Raw genomic sequence first — 20,851 nt, 5'->3', positions numbered from 1 at the left:
TCAGTCGTCCGCACCCTGGACGTCCGCCGTGCCGTGCTTCCGGCGCTTCTCGCGCAGGGTCCACCAGCTGACGGCAAGGTTGACAGTGAACCATGCGCCCAGCAGCGCCAGCGGCCAGGCGATGACGGCTGGCCAGGCGACGGCGACCACGCTCAGCACCAGCGCGGCGACGAAGCCGGCCAGCAGCGGCCCGGTTTCGGTGTCGCCCAGCACCCGGTGCTGGGAAATCGCCGCGCCCACGGTGTTGGCGATGCGCAACGCGCCCGCCGCGGCGCGGCCCGAACTGCCACCCCCGCGGCGGGGCCGTGGCGGATGGGGAGTACGGCTGCGCACGCGCTCGTTGCCCGAACGGCGCCGTCGTGGCTGCAACAGGATCTCGGTGGCGTTTTCCAGGTCGGCCTCGTACTGGGCCTCGAGCTGCGTGGCGAAGCCGGCATCCTCGATCGCCACGTCGATTTCCCGGTTGCTGAGCCAGCTGGCGATGTTCAGGTTGGACGAGCCCACCCGTGCCCAGCGGCCGTCGGCCACGGCGGTCTTGGCGTGCAGCATCGAGCCGTTCCATTCGAACACACGGATGCCGGCCTTCAGCAGCGGCCGGTAGCCGGAGCGCGACATGCCGGCGACCATGGGGATATCGCTGGTGCCGGGCACCAGCAGGCGCACATCGACGCCGTCGCGCGCGGCCGCGGAAAGCGCCTGCACATAGGGCGCCATGCCCACGAAGTACGCATCGGTCAGCCACAGGGTCTTGTGTGCCATCGCCGCGACCATCTGGTCCAGCCGGTACATGCCCGCGGTACTGGGCTGCGTGGCGATGACGCGCAGGGCGACCTGGCCGGCCTCGACGGGGTTGGCGACGGGCGACAGCCGCGTATCGTCCGGCAGGGGTTCGCCGGCCTCGCGCCAGCTGTCGGCGAAGGCGTGTTCCAGTTCCGCCACGGCCGGCCCGCGCAGCGCCACGCCGGTGTCGCGCCAAGGCGGCACGTCGCGGCCCGGCTCGCCCAGCCACTTCTCGCTCAGGCAGACGCCGGACAGGAAGCCGACCTCGCCGTCGACCACCAGCAGCTTGCGATGGTCCCGGCTGATCCAGCCGAACGAGCTACCCAGGCGGGGCGGGTTGTAGATGCGGACCAGACCGCCGGCCTCGCGCAGGGGCTGCCAGAACGACGAGCGCGACTGGCCGAGGCAGCCGCCCCAGTCGCCGATCACGGCGACGAACACGCCGGCCTGCACGCGCTCCACCAGCGCGTCGCGGAAGGCCTGGCCGATCCGGTCGTCGCGGATGATGTAGTTCTCGAGGAACACATGCCGGGTCGCCCCCGCAATGGCCTTCAGCCAGGCGTCGAAATGCGCCTGGGCGTCGATCAGCAGTTCGACGGCGTTGCCCCCGATGAGCGGAGCGCCGGCGCTGCGGCTGAGGGCCTGCTGGGCGAACAGGCGGCTGGAAAAGCCGTGGGTGCGGTGTCGGGCGTTCATGGGGGGCGAGTCTAGCTGCATGGCGCATGATCGCGGCCAGGGTATCGATGTGGCGTGAGAACCAGTCGGTTTCCGGTCATGCCAGTGCGCTAAAATGCGCGGCTATGACCGAGACCCTTTCCAGCCGCCCGCGTCCCGCGGAAGCAGGCGCCCGCCGCCCCAGCACCGGTGTCGTGATCGACCGCGTCCAGGTCGGCGGCGGCGCGCCCATCGTCGTGCAGTCGATGACCAATACGGATACGGAAGACCCCGTATCCACCGCGAAGCAGGTGGCCGAGCTGGCCCGCGCCGGTTCGGAAATGGTCCGCATCACCGTCAACACGCCGGCCGCCGCCGCCGCCGTGCCGCGCATCCGCGAGCGCCTGGAAATGATGGGCGTCTCGGTGCCGCTGATCGGCGATTTCCACTACAACGGCCACCAGCTGCTGGAAGGCGAGCCCGCCTGCGCCGAGGCCTTGGCGAAATACCGGATCAACCCGGGCAACGTGGGCTTCGGCAAGAAAAAGGACGCCCAGTTCGCCTCGATCATCGAGATGGCCATTCGCTACGACAAGCCGGTGCGCATCGGTGCCAACTGGGGCTCGCTTGACCAGTCCATGGTCGCCGCGCTGATGGACGAGAACGCCGGCCGCGCCGATCCGTGGGACGCCGGCCACGTGGCCCGCGAGGCCCTGATCCGCTCCGCGCTGGATTCCGCGGCCCGCGCCGAGGACCTGGGCCTGGCGCGCGACCGCATCATCCTGTCGTGCAAGGTGTCCGGCGTGCAGGAGCTGATCGCGGTGTACCGCGACCTCGCGCGTCGCGGCGATTACGCATTGCACCTAGGCCTGACCGAGGCCGGCATGGGCTCCAAGGGCATCACGGCCTCCAGCGCCGCCCTGGGCGTGCTGTTGCAGGAAGGCATCGGCGACACCATCCGCATCTCGCTCACGCCGGAGCCGGGCCAGTCGCGCACCGCCGAGGTGATCGTGGCGCAGGAACTGCTGCAGACCATGGGCCTGCGCGCGTTCACGCCGCTGGTCACCGCATGCCCGGGTTGCGGTCGCACCACCAGCGAGTTCTTCCAGGAACTGGCCAAGACGGTGCAGGCGCATGTGCGCGAGCAGATGCCCGTGTGGCGGGTGAAGTACGACGGCGTGGAAAACCTCACCCTGGCGGTGATGGGCTGCATCGTCAACGGACCGGGTGAATCCAAGCACGCCAACATCGGTATCTCGCTGCCGGGTAACGGCGAGGCGCCTTCCGCGCCGGTGTTCATCGACGGCGAAAAAGCGATGACGTTGCGCGGCGACCACATCGCCGACGAGTTCGTGGCCATCCTCGACCACTACGTCGAAACGCATTACGCCGCGCGCGGCGACTGACCCGTCACGCGTTGAATGCGGGGCCGTCGTCATCATGACCGGTGGTTCCCCGCAGGAGACAACGCATGACCTCCACCGTTCCGGTCCTCGACCTCAACGACGGCAACAAGGCACCGCAGCTGGGCTTCGGTGTCTTCCAGATTCCCGATGCTGAAACCGCCGACGCGGTGGCCGCCGCGCTGAAAGCGGGCTATCGCTCGATCGATACCGCGGCCATCTACAAGAACGAAGCCGGTGTGCGCCAGGGCATGGAACGCTCAGGTGTGCCGCGTGGCGATATCTTCCTCACCACCAAGCTGTGGAACAGCGAGCAGGGTTTCGACTCGACGCTGAAGGCGTTCGACGAAAGCGTGACCAAGCTCGGTACGGATTATGTGGACATGTACCTGATCCACTGGCCGACGCCGAAGCACGATCGCTACATCGATACCTGGAAGGCATTCATCCGCCTGCGTGAAGAAGGCCGTATCCGCTCCATCGGCGTGTCCAATTTCCAGTCGGCGCACCTGGATCGCATCGTGCAGGAAACCGGCGTCGTGCCGGTGGTCAACCAGATCGAACTGCATCCCGACTTCGCCCAGCGCGACGTGGTGGCCGCCAACGCGAAGCACAAGGTGATCACCGAAGCCTGGAGCCCGTTGGGCCAGGGCGGCGACCTGCTCAAGAACGACACGCTGGTTGCCCTCGGCAAGAAGTACGGCAAGTCGAGCGCCCAGGTGGTGCTGCGCTGGCACGTGCAGCTGGGCCACATGGTGATTCCGAAGTCCGCTACGCCGGAGCGCATCGCCGCGAACATCGACGTGTTCGATTTCGCGCTGACGGACGAGGACATGAAGGCCATCGCCGGCCTGGATGCCGGCAAGCGCATGGGCCCCGATCCGGACGACTTCAACTGATCGTGTCAGCCGGTCATTGCATCGAGACGTCGATCTCCATCGGATAGGGGGTCGGCGTCTTCGGTGGCGCGGGCAGCGCCCAGTTGGCGAACTGCCCGGCGAAACAGGTGGCTACGGGCGTTTTCGGCTTCACGTCCACGTCCAGGCTGCGCCCGTCCGGACGCACCCGCGCCACCAGTGTGAACGGACGCCGGTCGGCGGCCGGCATGTTGCTGGCGATGCAGTCCTTCAGCGCGTCCGTGGCCGGATTGCCGATGGTGTCCCACAGCTTGCCCTGCCATAGCTTGCCTTCGACGTTGGTCTCCAGCACCTTCGCGGTCTGCACGCGGGCGTCGAAGCCGCCATCGGCGGCCATGGCAAGAGCGAGGGCAAGTAGCATCGCGTGTCTCCGGCAGGGTAGGGCCGCAGCCTAGCAGGCACGCGCGGGCTTCACACCGGCGGCGATAGCGTCGTGGTCCAGCCGGGGCGTCGCACCGGCATGCCAGGAGTCCGCCATGCCCATGCGTCCGCTGTTCCTGCTGTCACTCGCCCTTGCCGCTACCGCCGCGATGGCCCAGACGGCGCCGCCGTCGAATCCGGCCAGCGCCCCTCCGCCGAAGCCGATCGCGACGCCGGCAGCCGCCACACCGACCGCATCGTCGTCCGGTGCAGCCCAGGATCTGGACACCGGTACCGTGGCGCGATCCAATCCGGCTGCCGCGCCCGTGCCGCCGCACTCCGATGCGGGCGCTACCGAGCGCGCTCTGGCCCCCGTCAAGCCCGCCGGTTCGGCCACGGGCGTGACGCGCCGTGTCGAGAACGCCAATGCTCACGGGGTGGATGCGCAGGGCCATACGCTGGACCCGCACGGCAAGCCGGTCGGCCAGGCACCGACGCCGTCCACCTCCGTACGCTAGCGTGACGAGGGCGCCGGGTATGCCGCCGGTGGGTTACCATTCCGGCAATGCCGATCCGTGGGGGAATGCGAGTGAGGATGAACCGGGCCATCGTCGTCGCCGCCCTGACCGTGGGCCTGTCCGCCTGTGCGGGCATGGCCTCGAAAGTCGCGCGCCTCGATGTAGGCATGCCGCGTGACGAAGTGCTGGACCGGTTGGGTCCGGCCGATTCCGACCGCACCATGATCGGCTTCGAAGTCATGAGCTGGCTCGACCGCCGTCCGGGCCGCTTTTCCTTCAGCCACAAGGACTACACCGTTGTGCTGAAGGACGAGAAAGTCGTGCAGTTCGGGCCGGGACTGATACGGCGCGACGGCAAGACGTCGTTGCAGATCGAGACCGACGATCGTTGAGCGGATGGCGCGCAGCCACCGCCGGGTCATGACAGTGGCCGTTACATTTTTTTGTCATTTTCAGGCGATACGCCGGATGCGGATATTACGCAGAGCGAAGTCGTTGCCCGTTCCGGTAATGCGCTCGTTGGAAAACTCTATCCTCATCGATGTAGCGTTGGCGACGACCGTTGAGGGTCCGATGCTCACGATGCCATTCAAAGTGACGGAGCGGATGATTGGCTGCCCGTTCGCGTACACCGATATGATCGCAGAGTTGTAGGCACTACCTTCACCACGCGCGACGACCTCGTAGCTTGCACCGTAGGTCACGGTGAATGTCCGTGAAATAACCGTCCCCGAGAAACTTCCGCCACCGTCCGTACCGTTGAAGAACGCGGGTCCTCCATCGCTCATGATGGCCGGCCCTCCAGACCGCGCGCCAGGGCCGGGCGACCATCCCTGGTAAGACGGCCCTGCGAACGTCGTTAGGTCGTCCAGCCAAGGTTCGGGCGCCGTCACCTGGACAACGTAGCTGCCCGAATGGTTTGCCGAATCGCTGGCCGTGATATTGGTCGTGCCGGCGGAGACCGCGGTAACCATGCCGTTGGCGCTGCCGACGGTCGCGATGCGGGCATTACTGGACGTGTAGCCGTAAGGCGGCACGCCGCCTGTCGCCTGCCGTTGGCGGCTTCCGCCGACCAGCAGGCTCATGGCGGCCGGATCGATGTAAAACGCAGGGGCGAGGCGCAAGGTCAGTTCGAGTAACGGGAACCCGATGCTGCCGGCTTTTTCGGTCGACCTGTCGAAGGTTACATTGAGCGTCACGGTGATGGTGCTGCCGTCGCGCAGGCTTTCCAGCCAGCTTCGCGGCAGGGTCTTGCGAAACCCGTCGCGGACCTCGGACGCGTTGACGCCGGAGGCCGCCCATAACGAAAGCGTAGTCGGATCGCCATTGGCGAGTGTGCCGTCTGCCGCCAGCCATACTTTCTGGCCCACGGCTATCAGCGGCCAGGGCACGCAGGTGATCGTGGTGTTCCCAGGGAACGAGCTCAGGTCGAGTTTATTACCGTCGGCGTCGGTGATGACCGGTCGTGGCAACCGCGCATCGCCATTGGCGGGTTTCAGTACGTTGATGTGCCGTACGGGTGATAAGGCGTGGGTCGCCCCAGCACCGCTGCGACCCTGGAGATCAGGGGCCGAACGGCTGGTCTGGTCATTCGTGAGCATGATGCTTCCTTGCATGGCGGATATAGGTCGTAAAGCACCTAGAAAAGCAGCCGGCATATTTCACGGATCATGGCGTTTTTATCTTCAAGTTATCCACATATACATCCAATGTTCCGGGGCCGGTGGGCGTGCCTCCAAAGCCGAAAGAATATTGAACAGTGCTCGGAATCTCGATGCGCAGCGTATGCGGCTGCTTGTCGACAATCAGCCAATGCGTCTGCTGGACAGATCCAGCCCTAATGTAGAAGGGCAAGCCCGAGTTGGCACCTGACATGGCAATGTAAGTGAACTCCATTATGGATACGGGCAGGGGGTAATACTCCGTAGTATAGTGAAGGTACGAGTACGGCCCGGAGGGCGGGGAGCTCGTGAACACGCGAAGGCACCGACCGCTCATCCCGCTCGGAGCAGTAACGACTGACCAATTCGATGGACTGTCACCTTCGTAACGGAGAAAATCAAGTGGTGTTCGATTTGTTATCATGCCCAGCGCGTATTTATCGAAATTGTCTACAAGATTAAACTCCGACACGCGCACCGCTAGAGTCCGCACCCGAAACGCTACACTGCGCGCTTCGTGAGTAGACTCATCGAACGTCACGTTGAGCCTTACCGTTATGGAGCTGTCGTTGCGCAGACTCTTCAACCATGTCCGCGACAGGGTCTTGCTCAATCCATTGCCAATCTCGGAAGCGACGACGGGCGAGCCTGTCCACAGGCGAAGCGTAGTCGTAGTGCCATCGTCCAATGTGCCATCGACCGCAAGCCATACTTTCTGGCCGATGGCGATGAGTGGCCAGGGCACGCAGGTAATCGTGGTGTCTCCCGCGAACGCGTTGAGATCGAGCTGATCGCCGTCAGCGTCGGCGACTGCCGGTCGTGGCAACCGCGCGTCCTGATTGCCCGGCTTCGACACGTTGAGGCTCAGCGCGGGTGAAAGGGAGTAAGTCGCGCGTGCATCGTCGCGACTCTGGACGTTAGAGGACCCATAGCTGGCCTGGTCGTTCATGATAGCCATTGCTGTTCCTTGCATTGGAGAGGTTCCGAGTACCGCACCGGATTGCCGGGCAGGCCGTTGTTCCTTGTTCAAAAAACATGGGCGTCCGTTGAAATAGATGACGGATGCGATAGAAGAATTGTTTGATGTCCCGTGCCTCCCGCTGAAGACCTGGCTTGCCGTTACTGGCGTCGATGACGACGCGTCATACATCCATCGCCCGCATCGACCGACTGAACGCGGATGGGGACACCGAGCGCGTACCGTTTCGATCCACCATATACGTCACGCTCACCTGGTCGCCAAAGTTGAAGGGCAGGACGCTCGACGGTACGGTGAACGTCATACCTCGCGGATTGCCGGCTTGCGCGACGGTGGTGTATGAGCCGCGCGGGTCGGCTGACTCGCTGTCGTCGTGCCAGGTGACGGTGACGGCATCGGTGACCTTGATTTGTGAATTTGCCGGCACGTTCACCGTGATGCCGTCGGTGGCGTCGAATGGGTCGAGCTGCGATCCCTCGGCCTGCTGAACGGTCGGCGCTCGCAGGTCGCGCAACGCACGTCGGACGGCGACGGTAAAAGTTTCCGAAGACCGCGAAAATCCATTGGCCGGTGTCACCGTGTAATGGAAGCTGGCCTGACCGCCATCGACGGGCTGGAGCGTCGTCGCCGGGCACTGGAAGACGATGGGGTCATTCAGATCGGCTGCCTTCAGCTCACGGCTATCGTTCCAGGTCGGCCGGGTGTCACCGAGCACGCCTTCTACGAACACCGTCACCGTGTCGTTCACATGCAACGCGTTCGGATCGAACGGAACGTCTACTTCGATGGCACCGCCGACATAGAAGGGATCGAGCACGCCATCGGTGGACTCGGGCACGTTCGGCGCGGCCAGGTTGGCAATGGACCCGACGACGAAGTTATAGGCGCTGGACGTGGCGCTGTATCCGGGCGCCGTAACGGTATAGGTCGCCGATACCTGGCTGTTGGCATTGGGCTGGATGAAGCCTGCCGCGGTGAGAGTGAAAATCGGCGGTCGGGCCGGATCGCCGATGGGAAGCGACTGCTTGAACGGTACCCGTCCCTGGATGTTGGCTTCGACGAAGGTGCCCTTCGACAGACTTGGTATAACGAGGTGCGCGAGCAGCTCGCTCACAGAGAGAACACCGTTGACCGCTTCCGGCACGGATGGCGGGGACAAGTCGGGCGTTGCGGCGCTGTCGACCACATCCAGCGTGATCGAGTCCGATTCGCTGATGGCGAGAACGGCGTTATCCGTCCCGAACGTTTCGACCTGATAGGAGATGCGAACCTTGCCGCCGACCAGTTTGACGATGTCCGTATACGGCAGCAAGGCATAGGTATCGTTGACGCCATCCGCGTTCCCGCGGGCTTCGCCTTGCACGTTGCCGCTCCAGCGGAAGGTAACAAGGCTGCCCGCGGGTATGCGCTCGGGCTGCGAGGGTGCGGCGATGACGGCGCCGGTAAGGTGGGCCGCTGCGTCCAGGACGTCGCCCGTCGTGCCTTCCACCCGCGGCAGGTCCAGGCCGATGGCCTTGCCTTCCACGCTTATGGCACGTCGACGGGACACCTCCCGTGCGCCCGTCATTTTCCTTTCGATGGTGTAGGTGACGCTGACCCGACCTTCGCCCAGCATTTGCGCCTCCGCGTACGGCACCTGGAACGTCAGGGTGCCGTTGTCGCGGGTCACGTTCTTCGGTTCTGTCTGATAAGGGGGCACCGGTTGCTCGCCTGCCGCCACGCCGGCCCAGCGTACGAAGATGGAGTCGCCGGTCTTGCCGCCATGCGCCTCGGCGAGGACGGTCACCGGGCCCCGGTCGAGATCCGTCAGCCGCAACACCACGCCGGCGTCGTCGACGGTGCCCTTTACCCAGGGCGATGTGGGCGCATTCGGGTCGTCGATAGGCACATCCACCACCCGATACGGTGCCCATAGCGAGTTGTTGCTGACCAGGTCTAGGATGCGATAGGTGATCTGTGCGTCGCCGCCGCCGGCCGAACGAATGGTTGCCTCGTCGATCGGAATCTCGAACTCGCTCCGGCTGACATCGTCGCTTGTCAGTGGCGGCAGGTCCACGAACTTGCCATGCCACGAGGCGCGAATGCGATCACCCTCGGCCACGTTCTCGTAACGCGGTACGACGACACGCACGTTGCTGATATCGCCAACGAGCGGCGAGGGCCGCACGAGCGCGGTGGCAAGGTTCTCGTTGATCGTTTCGGTATCCGGCTGGGTGTCGATGCCTCCCGGTCGTTTCGTCTTCACGCGCACGGTCAGCGGTGGCGATACTTGTGGGTTGCCCAGGGCGGAGACGACGCGGACAAAAACGTCGTGAACACCGTCGCCCAGCGCGCGGATTCTTTCGGGAGACACCGGCACCGGGATCGGTTTGTTGGCATCCGTGGCGGACATGTCACGTTCACCGACGAGAACCTGGTCGGCGCCCCAGAGAATCTGCGCCTGATCCCCATCCTTGAAAAGGTCCCAGGGGCCGACGATGACGGTGACCGGGGCGACCGCGCCTTCGCCCACATCGCGGACACCGAGGCCGCCGTTGTTTTCGACTTCGTGAATAAGCGGTGCGGGCAGGCCGGTAAAAACACCATTGAGGATGGGCATGACGATCTCCTTAAGGATGGAACAGGACTTCAGAGCGTGCGTACGTCGACGTAAACCACGTCCTGCTTGGCGAATCCGGTGCCGACGGCGTTGCTGATCGTGTAGTCGAAGGTCGCCCTGCCGAACACGATCGGCAGGAGGAATCCGGCGTCGACGGTGATGTCCACATAGGCGCGATTCACGCTCGGCGGGCTGCTGGGTGGCGGCTTGGGCCAGGTGTTGTCGGGCCGGGACGACATGTCGGAAGCCGTGATTTCGTGCTCGCCGGACGTATCGGTGCCAGGTATCGGCTCACCCGATTCACCCAGCCCCTGGAAGCGCCAGCGGATGACGTCGCCCGCGCCGACGCTCGGCTGGTCCAGCCGTATGCGCACGGGCGTGCCGTCGATCACGTCGCTGAGGGTGATGGAATACACGCGTGATCCGACCCACTCCACGAACGTGGCATCGAGCAAGAGCTCGCCTTCGCCCGGCACCTGGCGATAGTCTTCGACGCTGACGGACCGGTCGGGCGACGCCGCCATGTTGACGAACGGGACGGTGGCAAGCGTGCGCGATGCGGTGTAGCGGACCGGCCAGGTCCCGGGGCTGTGATCACGCAGCACCTGGCTGGGTATGCGCAGTACGACGTCACGCCGGGGGGCGTCGACGACGATAGCTGCGCCGACAGGATCCGCCGCCCAGAACAGCTGGATGCGATCACCGGCAGCGAAGGCCTGTATGCCGGGCGCCCCCGGTATCTCCCACGCGATGGTTGCCGTGGCGTCCTGTGCCACGTCCTCGGCACGGATCACGTTGGCCGGATCGCCGCTCGCTCCGCGCACATCCGGTCGTGGCATGTTCTCGTGCACGGGCGTCAGCGGATCGGGATCCCGGCCGCCCGGCCCGAACAGATTGATCGCGGGGAGTGCGGGCTCCGCCGGCGTACCGATCACGCTGATGCCGCGCTCCACGCGATAGTCGACGCGGGCCGGCACATTGCGATCGGTGTCATCGGTGGCCGCCAACCAATCCGTATACACATCGTCGTAGGGCGAGGTGATCGTCATCAGCGGATCCCTGCCTTCCTGGGCCGGAAGCACGGGGTAGGGCGCCGACACGTGCGCGTTCCAGAGCACGACGATCGCGTCGCCGGCCCTGATCGCGGCGTTGCCCGGGATGACCACCTTCACGCCGCCGTCGATGCGAGCATCGTCGCTGGTCACGAGGCCGTCCGCGGCAGCCGGGACTGTCGGCGGCAGGAGGTCGTCGATGTGCTCGGACAACCGGATATCGAGATCGACACTGGCCGGTTGCTGCGACACGTTGCCTGCGCGATCGACGACCAGATAGCTGAATGCATGACGTCCACCATCGATCGCTTCCAACATGGCCGCCGGAAACCGGACTTCGACATCCGTACCGACGTCGGCCTCGCGCATCTCGTAGATATCGGAGAGCAGCAGCGGATCGTCATCGATACGCCCCTGGATCCAGTCGCCCGCCGCCGCGGTGGCATAGCCTTTGACGATGGCCGGCAGGTAACGATTTCCCGCGCCGTCTTCCGCCAGGACATCGGGCGTTACACCGTAGTCGATCACGCGGGTGTTGAATGAAAGCGCGGCGAGGGAATCGCGACCGGGCCGTACGATATCGGTAACGAACGTCTGGTCGTCCGGGCCGTACTCGTTGGCGCCGCTGCCCGAGCCGTAATACACCTCGTAGTTGATGCGAACGACGCGGCGGTCTTCTATGAGGCTCAAAGGCCGGTCAGCCGCGGCCAGTACCAGGTTTAGCGTCTCACCTGGTGCATGCAGATCGAGTGCCGTGATGTCGCCGACGGGCCGCCTGTCGATGGTCAGTTGCAGGGTGTCCCCGGGTTCGGCCTCGTAGGAAAGCGGGAACGGAAGGCTGAGAACGATGGCCTCGTCCCGGACCGACTCCTTCAGCAGGTGGTCGGGCGCGATAGGGGATGGCACGCGGGCCAGTACCTCGGCGGGAAAGACCAGCCGAGGACCGAGAGCTTGGGGAGCGGATTGCGGTTCGGTATCGTCGTGCATAGCGCCTCCATGCGCATGGGACCGTCGCGTGACGACGGTCCCAGCGAGCGTCTTGCAGGTTCAGCCGGGCAGATCGCCGCGTGGATCGATGTCGACCAGGAGCAACTCCGACGTGACAGGACGGTCCGGCGCCGACGCCGACGTCACCGTGTAAGTCAGATGAGCATGGAGTGCCTGCGTTGGATACTCGAAACGCATCAGCTCGACTTCGGTGAAGTGCACCACCAGCGGCATCGGTGGCGAGACCGGGCCCGTGAACGACTTGGTCACGTCGCGGTCGTTCGCCGGCGGCCTGTCCCCGGGGTGACCACTGCCGTAGAACGAGCGGAAGACCCGCATATCGACCGTGACCGTGTCGGTCGCACTCTGATTGACGTACGCGGGGATCACGAAGTCGGTGCCGTCTCTCGCCTGCACCTTGCCGATCAACAGGCGGTCCGGCTGGCCCGGGGCGGTACCCTTCGCCTCGGGCATCGTCCCCGGGGGGAGAGAGCCGCCACCGGGGAGTTCATCGGCGCCGTGCACCGTGACGACCGTGGTCGGCGAGCGCGAGGTATTGCTGCCGCCGTCGGCCAGTGCTCGCTCGATACGATAGTAAAGGTCGATCGCGCCGGAACCGACGGCGATGATGAGGACTACGGGAAGTGAGATCGTGAGGTCTTCGGCTGGCTCCGCCTCGATGGTCAGCGACGGTACGTCGTATGTCCCATAGACCGGCGTGACGATATCGCCGATCAGGAATACCGGCGTCTCCCCATCGGCTTGCAGCCAGGGGATCGTGATCGTCGCGTTCTTCTCGGCATCTTCCGGCGGGATTTCGTTGTCGGAGCCGCCGGCGCTGGTGAGTGTCGGCGCCTCGAGGCTCTCGTTCTCGGGGGTCTCGGGATCGGGGTCTGCGCCACCGGCCTGATAGAGATTGACCTCGACGACGGCGGGCTGTTGCGCGCTGCCGGCAATCACGCCGCCACGGATGACATCGTAGCCGACGTCGACGGTCGCCAGGACATCCTGACCTTCGCTCGTCGCCGCCCACTCGGCCAGCAAGGCGGCATAGGGCACACCGATCGTCACGACCGGATCGCTGGATGGCGACGTCACCAGGACCGGACCGATGTCCTGGCTGCCCCAGTGCAGCATGACGGTGTCGCCGACCAGGATGCCCTCGTTGGTCGGAATTTCCACGATGACGCCGCCATCCGCACGGGCATCCTCTTCGTCGATGATCTTGGGACCGACCGTATCCTCGTCGTAAGCCGGTACACGGGGCGGCTCCAGATCCGGAATGGCGCCATTGAGTAGCACCTGCAGCCGAACAGGCGCGGCCGGTTGGGAGGTATTGCCGGCGCGGTCGCTGACGCTATACGAGAAGTTCATGGGGCCGTCGGGCTGTTCTTCGATGAAACTGCGCATGAAACGCAGCTCGATGTCCTCGTTACCGACGTCGATCGGGTCGAGCACTTCCGAACGGGTGCCGACCAGACCCAGGATACGATCGCCCGGGGCGAGGTCCCTGTAGCTGGGGACGAGGGCAGGCAGGTACTCCGCACCGTTGTCATCGCTGCGCAATGCGGCGGGAGTGACACCGTTTTTCATCACATCCTCCGCAAACACCAACTGGCCGAGGAACGGGAGGCCGGGAGGGGTGTAGTCGGTGATGTAGGTCTGCCCGGGCGGGCCCGGTTCGATGCCGCCGCTTCCGGAGACGAAGTCAATCTGGTAGTTGATGCGGACGACACCTTCCGGCTCCTTCGCGCGGTCCTCCGCCGAAATCGAGATCTGCATGATCTCGCTGTCGATAAAATCCTTGACATCGATAGGCTGACCCACAGCATGGTCGTTCAACACCACCTGGACGGTGTCACCGGCATCGGCATTCGGTGGCAGCGGTGCCGTGACGACGATCGCCTTTTCCTTCGTGTTCGCAAGAAGCAGATTGTCCGCTTTTCCACCCGGCGGCACCGGCGCGAGTGCCGTGGCATCGATGATGAGGGGCTCGGTATATACCTGCGTACCTACGTCCGACAGCCCGATGGTGGAATTTACCGCCGTCGCCGGTAGCGGCTGGCGGCGCACTGCCGGGTAACGCTTGTTGCTCGATCCGTCCATGGTCGACTCCTTTGGGTGAATCTCCGGGCCGGAAAGCCCGGGCGGGATGGATGCAGGTTACGGTCGGGGGCGATACAACGGCCATAGACAGAAGGTTGTAGGCGCGAGCAGGGCATGGCTTCCCTTTCGAGTGCGGTCCACGACATAGCTTCCGGGTATCCGGAATTGCATAGCGATGGGTCGTGGAGAGCTGGCGTTAACGCAAATGAAGCACTTCGCTTCATGCCATAAGAGGAGCATGAATTTAGGAGTACGCCCCATGGCTAAGCGTATTTTCTCCTGCTGCAATAGGCGGCTTGAGATTTGCGGACACCATCTGGGTGCCCGCGACGCATCGAGTCACCTGGAATAACGGAGATAGTCCATGAGCTCTCAGAATCATCGTATCCGACGGGCACCGCTGTGGATGGCCATGGCGGCGTGTTACCTGCCTGCGGCAGGGGTTGCCGTTGCTGGCGAACTGGGCGCTGGCCAATCGAAGACCGTCGTGCCGGGTGAGGCAGCTGAAGCATGGATATTGCGTAACGGCGCGTCCCTGACCCTGTCGCCGCTTTCGGCGGCGCTGTCGATCGCCGCGGACTCATCGTCGGTGCTGATCGACGCAGGCAACGTGAGCGCGAGTGCGTCCGACGCGATCGCGCTGACCGGACAGAGCGCCGCGACCATCACGCGCGCGCGCGTAGACAGTGCCACCGGCAGTGCCCTGTCCATCCGCATCGTACCCTCCAACGGCGCGGCTGCGATGCCCAGCAACGTCGTGGTCAGCAATAGTGTGCTGAGCGGTTTCACCTACGGTGTGTTCGTGGCACAAAACCATCTGCCAGGGAATGGCACGGTGACACTGCGCGATTCCGAGGTACGCGGAACCGGTGCGAGCGGTGTGGGGCTGGTGATTTTCCTCGGCGGTGCGTCGGTCCAGGGCGGTTCGGTGACCGGACAGCTGCACGGTGTGCGCATTCGTCAGGACGATCGTGGCGATGGTGTCATCCTGCCGAGCACCCGCCTGCTCGAACTCGATGGCGCCAGGGTCGAGGGGGTGACCGGCAGCGGCATTTCGATCGACACCCTGCGTAACCAGTCGACCAACGCCGTGGTCCACATCGGCGGCGGCAGCGAGATCGTCGGTGGCGGCGGCACGGCGATCGATCTGGGCGTGCGTAGCACGGCCGATATCGATGTCGCTGGCGGTAGCCTCGTGCGGGGCGATGTCCGCGTGGCCGACGGCTCGTCGCTCGCACTCGCCCTGAGCGAACGGTCGGCCATGGCCGGTGCGACAAGCGGCGATATCGCGATGGCCCTTGCGTCCCAGGGTAGCTGGAATGTCTCGGCCGATTCGTCGCTGAGCTCGCTGGACCTGTCCGGCGGCAACGTCGTCTTCACGCCGCGGGCCGGTAACGCGCATAGCCGGGTGGACGTCGGTGGGGACCTCACCGGCAGCGGTGGCGTTCTTGGCCTGAACGTGACCATGAACGCAGGGGGTCCGCTCGCCGGCCAGGAGACCGATCGACTGTTCGTGGAGGGCTCGGTGACCACCACCGGGCCGACCGAGATCGTCGTCACGCCACGTGGCGACGGCGCCGACACCGATGCCAACGCCAACGGTCTGGTCGACGCCGGCGAGGGCATCTCGCTGGTTCAGGTCGCCGGAACGTCACGCGCCGATGCCTTCAGCCTGCGCGGCGGCTATGTGGCGGCCGGCCCCTATCAGTACACCTTGCATGCCTTCGGACCGGGGCAGACCGATCCGGCACAGAATCTGCTCGCCCGTGGCACCCTCAACTGGGATTACCGTCTAGGTAGCCGGATCGTCTGCGAGGGCGGTTGCGGCCCGGTGGAACCGCCGGTCGAGCCACCCGTCGATCCTGGCAAGCCGCCGATCGACCCGCCGGTGGACCCCGGCAAGCCGCCGGTGGAGCCCCCGGTCGATCCGGGCGAGCCAGAAAACCCGGGCAATCCGGGCAACCCCGGCGACGGTGGCGACGGTGGCGACGGTGGTGAGCCGGTCCGCCCTGAGCCGCCGGGTGCACGCGTCGCCGTGGTACCCCAGGTGCCGTCGTACCTCTCCGCGCCAGCGGCGCTGCTCCGGTATGGCGACATGATGAGCGATGGGCTGCACCAGCGGCTCGGCGATATCCGTCAGGGCTCGTCCGCCGGTCCACTGGGCGGTGAAGTGTTCGCGCGCTATCTCGGCGGGCAGCTTCGCTACAGCTCCAACCTGTCGTTCGAACGCTATGGCTACGACTTCGACCAGCAGGTTAATGCGCTGCAACTCGGCGGCAGCCTCATCGCCCTCGACAGCGACAACGGCACGCTGCGCGCCGGCTGGGCGGCCGACCGCGGCACCACCCGCGTCACGCCGAACGCCGCCGACGGCAACAGCACCGCGAAATACCGAGCGAACGGTGTCTCCGCGTGGATCACATGGCAACATGGCGATGGCCTCTGGGTAGACGGCGTGCTCGGCTCGATACGCTATCGAGGCGACGTGGGTACCGATATGCGCGGTGCGGACGTCGGCCGCATCCGTGCGAATGGCTGGACGATGTCGGTGGAAGCAGGGCTGCCGATCGCCATCGGCGGCGACTGGACGGTCGAGCCACGCTTCCAGCTCAAGCACCAGCAACTGGCCTTCCGAGACTTCACCGACACGGATGGACTGGACATCCGCCTCGGTACAGCGAAACAGACCACCGCGGTGCTGGGTGGCCGTATCAGTCGCACCGCGCAGCCGAGGTTCATGCCGTATGCCAGCGTGGATGTTTCGCACAGCAGCCAGGGCGATCCCATGGCGACGGTCAGCAGCGAGGCAGCGAACGTGCGCGGTCGGTTTGGCTCGGGAAAGGTCGGCAATGCCTATAAGCTGGCCGCTGGCGTGGTGAGCCAGGTGAGCGACCGTGTGCAACTGTATGGCGAAGGCAACTACCAGCACTTCGTCGGCGGTTACGGTATGCGCGGCTGGGCCGGCAACGTGGGCCTGCGAGTAAGCTTCTGAGCGGACGTCGAGACATCGCGTCAGGCCAGCCAGTGCCGTTGGCGATACATCCACAGGGCGATGTACTCGTGCAGGCAGCGGGCGGTGAGGGTGAGCGCGTCGCGTCGGGGTAGCCAGCCCGGCGCCGCGGTGAGGTCGGCCAGGGCATCGTCCGCTGGCGCCTCGATCACGCGCATGCCCTCGTGGCGAAAGCATGCCGCCGCCCGTCGCATGTGGATGTCGGAGGTGACCAGGACGATACGGTGTAGGCCCTCCGCTCGAAGGATGGCGGCGGTGTCGCGAGCGTTCTCGTGCGTGTCCGTGCTGCCGTTCTCCACGCGCAGGTCGCTTGCCGGGACACCGGACGCGGCGAACCCCCGCGCGAGATAAACCGCCTGGTCGCTGCCGGAGGCGAGCAGCACGGGCGCTTTTCCGGCACGCCACAGTGAAAGCCCCATGCCGGCTCGTGTCGTCGTCCGCGACCAGTCGCCGTTCGGAAGTACGCCGCCGCCCAGCACGACGATGGCATCCGCGTGTGACGACGTATCGTCCCTACCCGTTACCAGCCCGGTGCGCAGGTGCAGGGCCAGGACCGGCGTGGACGCGAGGGCGAGCCATGCCGCGGCGACGATACCGAGAATGCAGGCATGGCGTGGCCGTCGCCACAGCACCAGCGCGGTGGACAGGACGGCCAGCAACAGTGCCTGTATGGCCGGATGGAGCAGGTAGTCGGCGATATCCATGGCCGCCGCGATGATGGCGCAAAACCGGTCATTCCGCCCGTCGGTCGAATGGCCTAGGCGGGCTGTTGAATGGACGCCACCGCGCATTGAAATGACGATACCCACCGGGAGAAATCACAGGGCGGGTGTCGTATGAATCATGGAAAACGCGTGGCTGCCGTGGCAGCCACTCTCTGGCTGACGGCCTGCGCAACGGGCGGCAGCCATCTGCCGCCCCCTACGCGGGATGCGGCCAGTCCGGTCGTCGCCGCTTACCTGATCGGCGTGGACGACGAGTTGCAGGTGACCGTCTGGCACAACCCCGACCTGAGCGTCAGCGTGCCGGTGCGCCCCGACGGCAAGATCACCGTGCCGCTGGTGGGCGACGTGGCGGCCGGCGGTCGCACCACCGACCAGGTGGGCGCTGAAATCCAGCAGAAGCTGGTGCAGTACATCCGCGATCCGCAGGTGGCTGTGATCCTGACCGCGCTGCGCAGCCACGAGTACCTCTCGCGCGTGCGGGTCACCGGTGCCGTACGCAGCCCGATCTCGATTCCGTACCGCCAGGGCATGACCGTGCTGGACGCAGTGCTGGCGGCGGGCGGCACGACGGAATTCGCCGCGCCCGATCGCACCGAACTCTACCGGCACGACGCGGCGGGCAGCACGCAAGCCTATGCGGTCAGCCTGCAGAAGATCCTCCAGCAGGGCGACCTGGCCAACAACTATCCCGTGCAGCCCGGTGATGTCATCACCGTCCCGCAGCGCGCTTTCTGACCGTCCCGCCGTCCGGCGGGGCAAGGGGTGTTATCCATGAACGGGGAACTCGTTCCTTTCGCGGGCATGCTGCCCGCGCTGATCGGCGAGGCACGCCGACGCCGGATCGCGCTGGGCGTGACCTTCGCGGCGATCGCGCTGGCCGCGCTGGGCATCGGCGCGCTGTGGCCGAAGAAATACGAAGCATCCACCACCATCCTGGCCCAGGAGGCGAGCATCATCACGCCGCTGATGGAGGGCGCGGCATCGGCCACCGCCAACGCGAACCGCGTGGGCATGGCGCGCGACGTGATCTTCAGTCGCCGCGTGATGGACCAGGTGCTGAGCACCGGCGGCTGGCTGGCGAGCACACCGACGCCCATCGAGCGCGACCGGCTGATCGAGGCGATCAAGTCGCGGACGAAGATCGTCAATGGTCGTGACAACCTGATCACGATCAGCTATTTCGATGCCGATCCGCGGCGTGCGTTCGAGGTGACCCGTGCGTTCGGCCAGCTGTTCATCAGCGAAAGCCTGGCGTCAAAGCAGCGCGAGAGCCGCGATGCCTACGAGTTCATCGACAGCCAGGTGGAGGCCTATCGGAGCAAGCTTACCGACGCGGAGAACAAGCTCAAGGCCTACCGGGACGCCAACGCCGATGCACGCCCCGGCAGCGATGCCGACACCAACGCACGCATCGGTTCGCTGCGCACGCAGATCGAGAACAACCGCATGGATGCGATGCAGAAGCAGTCGCAGGCGGCGGCACTGAATGCGCAGCTGAGCGGCGAGTCGGAAGTGAACGCGGTGCAGACCGTGGGTGGCATCTACGCGTCGCAGCTGGCCGAGATGCAGGCGCGACTGGATACCCTGCGACTGACCTACACCGACGCCTATCCCGACGTGGTCCGGCTTCGCCACCAGATCGACGATCTTCGCGCGCAGATGCAGGGTGCCGACGCACGGCGATCCGTGGGCGGCGGCACGGTGGACCGCATGGTCGCCATGAACCCGGTCAACCAGCAGATGCGCGTGCAGCTGGCCACGATTCGTGGCGATGCCGCCGCCGCCTCGGCGCGGGTAGGCGCCAGCGAAAGCATGCTGCAGTCCGAACTGGAACGCAGCAGGCGCATCGCCAATTCCGAGAACGTAACCGCCGAGCTGACCCGCGACTACACGGTCAACCGCGATGTCTACCAGGACCTGCTGAAGCGGCGCGAGAACGCACGCGTGTCGATGAACCTGGACGCCGAGCAGCGGGGGCTGACCTTCCAGGTGCAGAACCCGGCGGTGATGCCGCTGGTGCCGTCGGGCCTGCGTTTCATGCATTTCGGGCTGGCCGGCCTTGCCTTGTCGCTGGCGGTGCCGTTCGGACTGCTGTTCGCCGTCGCCCGCTTCGATCCGCGTGCGCGTTCGGTGGCACAGCTGGAGCAGGCGCTCGGCTACCCGGTGCTTGCGACCATCCCGTTTTACGCCACGCCGCGCGACCGTCGTCGCGACCGGCTGCAGAACATGTTGCTGGGGGCGATCGTCCTCGGCGTGGGCGCGGTGTACCTGGGTTTGTTCTGGTGGAGGATGAAGGCTTGAAGACCATGCACTCGCGCGTTGGCGCATCCACCGAGCCGGGCGATTTCGTCGATCGTGACGAGGCACAGGACGACGCGCATGCCGCGTCGGGCCACTCCATCGCGCTGATGCGCGACGAGCGCGGCACACTGGCGCCCATCGACTGCGAACGCAAGCGCCTGATCCATCGCGAGGCGTCGGTGCGCTCGCAATCGGATGCGTTCCGGGGCATCCGTACCCGCCTGGTGGAGATGGCGGGCGACAGCAATTTCATCACCCTGGTGGTGGCGGTCAGCCCACGATCCGGCGGCAGTTTCGTCACCCGCAACCTGGCGGCCGCGTTCGCCTTCGACGAATCGAAGACCAGCCTGCTGGTGGACTGCAACCTTCGCTATCCCGACCAGCACAAGGCCTTGGGTATCGAGCCGCGCACGGGAGGACTGATCGACTTCCTCGAGCACCCAGCGCGTGGCATCGCCTCGATCATGTACCCGACCGGCGTGCCGCGGCTGCGCCTGATCCCCGCCGGCACGGCGCGGGAAAACAGCGGGGAGTACTTTTCCTCGTTCCGCATGCGCGCCGTGCTGGACTCGCTGCGCTGCCGCTATGCCGATCGCTACCTGTTCCTGGACGGCCCACCGGTCAAGGGCTCGCCGGACGCGCGGATACTGGCCGACCTGGCCGATTTCGTGGTCGTGGTGGCGGGCTACGGACGCGACACGCCCGCCGCGATCCACCAGGCCGTGGCCAATTTCGATCCGGCCAAGGTGGCCGGCGTCGTCTTCAACCAGTCACCGTGATCGCGATGCGGCTAAGGATA

The 20,851-nt window shown here is 65.6% G+C and carries 16 protein-coding genes; 8 read left to right on the top strand and 8 right to left on the bottom strand.

All coding sequences use genetic code 11. The features are described from left to right. Window positions 1-1,476, bottom strand: coding sequence for a phospholipase D-like domain-containing protein (locus ACVKN3_RS02115; RefSeq protein WP_354512771.1), 1,476 nt, complete (start codon window positions 1,474-1,476; stop codon window positions 1-3). A gap of 104 nt (window positions 1,477-1,580) precedes the next feature. On the opposite strand from ACVKN3_RS02115, the gene ispG reads away from it, so the two are divergent. Then, window positions 1,581-2,840: a flavodoxin-dependent (E)-4-hydroxy-3-methylbut-2-enyl-diphosphate synthase gene (ispG, locus tag ACVKN3_RS02110; RefSeq protein WP_285401648.1), complete on the top strand. Its 1,260-nt coding sequence runs from the start codon at window positions 1,581-1,583 to the stop codon at window positions 2,838-2,840. A gap of 65 nt (window positions 2,841-2,905) precedes the next feature. Beyond that, complete coding sequence (locus ACVKN3_RS02105) at window positions 2,906-3,736, top strand: aldo/keto reductase (RefSeq protein ID WP_354512773.1); 831 nt, start codon at window positions 2,906-2,908, stop codon at window positions 3,734-3,736. Between the two features lie 13 nt (window positions 3,737-3,749). Here the strand turns inward: ACVKN3_RS02105 and ACVKN3_RS02100 are convergent, their stop codons facing one another. Further along, the gene (locus tag ACVKN3_RS02100; RefSeq protein ID WP_036141023.1) at window positions 3,750-4,115 is read right to left on the bottom strand and encodes a hypothetical protein; all 366 of its coding nucleotides are present in this window, start codon (window positions 4,113-4,115) and stop codon (window positions 3,750-3,752) included. A 115-nt stretch (window positions 4,116-4,230) separates the two neighbouring features. Between ACVKN3_RS02100 and ACVKN3_RS02095 the strand changes: the two genes are divergently transcribed. Both ACVKN3_RS02095 and ACVKN3_RS02090 read left to right on the top strand, forming a co-directional pair. Continuing rightward, window positions 4,231-4,632 (top strand): hypothetical protein, encoded by a 402-nt coding sequence (locus ACVKN3_RS02095; RefSeq protein ID WP_354512775.1) that lies wholly within the window; start codon window positions 4,231-4,233, stop codon window positions 4,630-4,632. A 77-nt stretch (window positions 4,633-4,709) separates the two neighbouring features. Then, window positions 4,710-5,024, top strand: coding sequence for a hypothetical protein (locus ACVKN3_RS02090; RefSeq protein WP_354512777.1), 315 nt, complete (start codon window positions 4,710-4,712; stop codon window positions 5,022-5,024). Window positions 5,025-5,084: 60 nt separating this feature from the next. Here ACVKN3_RS02090 and ACVKN3_RS02085 read toward each other — a convergent pair whose 3' ends face one another. From ACVKN3_RS02085 to ACVKN3_RS02065, 5 genes are all read right to left on the bottom strand, one after another. Then, window positions 5,085-6,233 carry an Ig-like domain-containing protein gene (locus ACVKN3_RS02085; RefSeq protein ID WP_354512779.1) on the bottom strand — a complete coding sequence of 383 codons (1,149 nt, stop codon included), beginning with the start codon at window positions 6,231-6,233 and terminating at the stop codon, window positions 5,085-5,087. Window positions 6,234-6,300: 67 nt separating this feature from the next. Further along, complete coding sequence (locus ACVKN3_RS02080) at window positions 6,301-7,251, bottom strand: hypothetical protein (protein WP_354512781.1); 951 nt, start codon at window positions 7,249-7,251, stop codon at window positions 6,301-6,303. A gap of 184 nt (window positions 7,252-7,435) precedes the next feature. Next, window positions 7,436-9,871: a hypothetical protein gene (locus tag ACVKN3_RS02075; RefSeq protein ID WP_354512783.1), complete on the bottom strand. Its 2,436-nt coding sequence runs from the start codon at window positions 9,869-9,871 to the stop codon at window positions 7,436-7,438. Window positions 9,872-9,900: 29 nt separating this feature from the next. Further along, a complete protein-coding gene (locus tag ACVKN3_RS02070; protein WP_354512785.1) occupies window positions 9,901-11,910 on the bottom strand; it encodes a hypothetical protein in 2,010 nt (669 codons plus the stop codon). A 60-nt stretch (window positions 11,911-11,970) separates the two neighbouring features. Next, window positions 11,971-14,016: a hypothetical protein gene (locus ACVKN3_RS02065; RefSeq protein ID WP_354512787.1), complete on the bottom strand. Its 2,046-nt coding sequence runs from the start codon at window positions 14,014-14,016 to the stop codon at window positions 11,971-11,973. Window positions 14,017-14,380: 364 nt separating this feature from the next. Between ACVKN3_RS02065 and ACVKN3_RS02060 the strand changes: the two genes are divergently transcribed. After that, on the top strand, window positions 14,381-17,008 hold the full coding sequence (locus tag ACVKN3_RS02060; protein WP_354512789.1) for an autotransporter family protein: 2,628 nt from the start codon (window positions 14,381-14,383) through the stop codon (window positions 17,006-17,008). Window positions 17,009-17,028: 20 nt separating this feature from the next. Here ACVKN3_RS02060 and ACVKN3_RS02055 read toward each other — a convergent pair whose 3' ends face one another. After that, window positions 17,029-17,730, bottom strand: coding sequence for a YdcF family protein (locus tag ACVKN3_RS02055; protein ID WP_354512791.1), 702 nt, complete (start codon window positions 17,728-17,730; stop codon window positions 17,029-17,031). A 150-nt stretch (window positions 17,731-17,880) separates the two neighbouring features. Between ACVKN3_RS02055 and ACVKN3_RS02050 the strand changes: the two genes are divergently transcribed. Genes ACVKN3_RS02050 through ACVKN3_RS02040 form a run of 3 tightly spaced genes read left to right on the top strand, consistent with a single transcriptional unit; the run spans window position 17,881 to window position 20,831 of the window. Next, window positions 17,881-18,486, top strand: a complete 606-nt coding sequence (locus ACVKN3_RS02050; RefSeq protein WP_285401657.1) for an XrtA/PEP-CTERM system exopolysaccharide export protein — start codon at window positions 17,881-17,883, stop codon at window positions 18,484-18,486. A gap of 36 nt (window positions 18,487-18,522) precedes the next feature. Continuing rightward, the gene (locus ACVKN3_RS02045; RefSeq protein WP_354512793.1) at window positions 18,523-20,052 is read left to right on the top strand and encodes an XrtA system polysaccharide chain length determinant; all 1,530 of its coding nucleotides are present in this window, start codon (window positions 18,523-18,525) and stop codon (window positions 20,050-20,052) included. Between the two features lie 5 nt (window positions 20,053-20,057). Then, window positions 20,058-20,831: a P-loop NTPase family protein gene (locus ACVKN3_RS02040; protein WP_285401830.1), complete on the top strand. Its 774-nt coding sequence runs from the start codon at window positions 20,058-20,060 to the stop codon at window positions 20,829-20,831. Window positions 20,832-20,851: the final 20 nt, after the last annotated feature.

The organism is Luteibacter sp. PvP120, from assembly GCF_054055715.1.
This window is presented reverse-complemented; position numbering and strand designations above follow the sequence as displayed.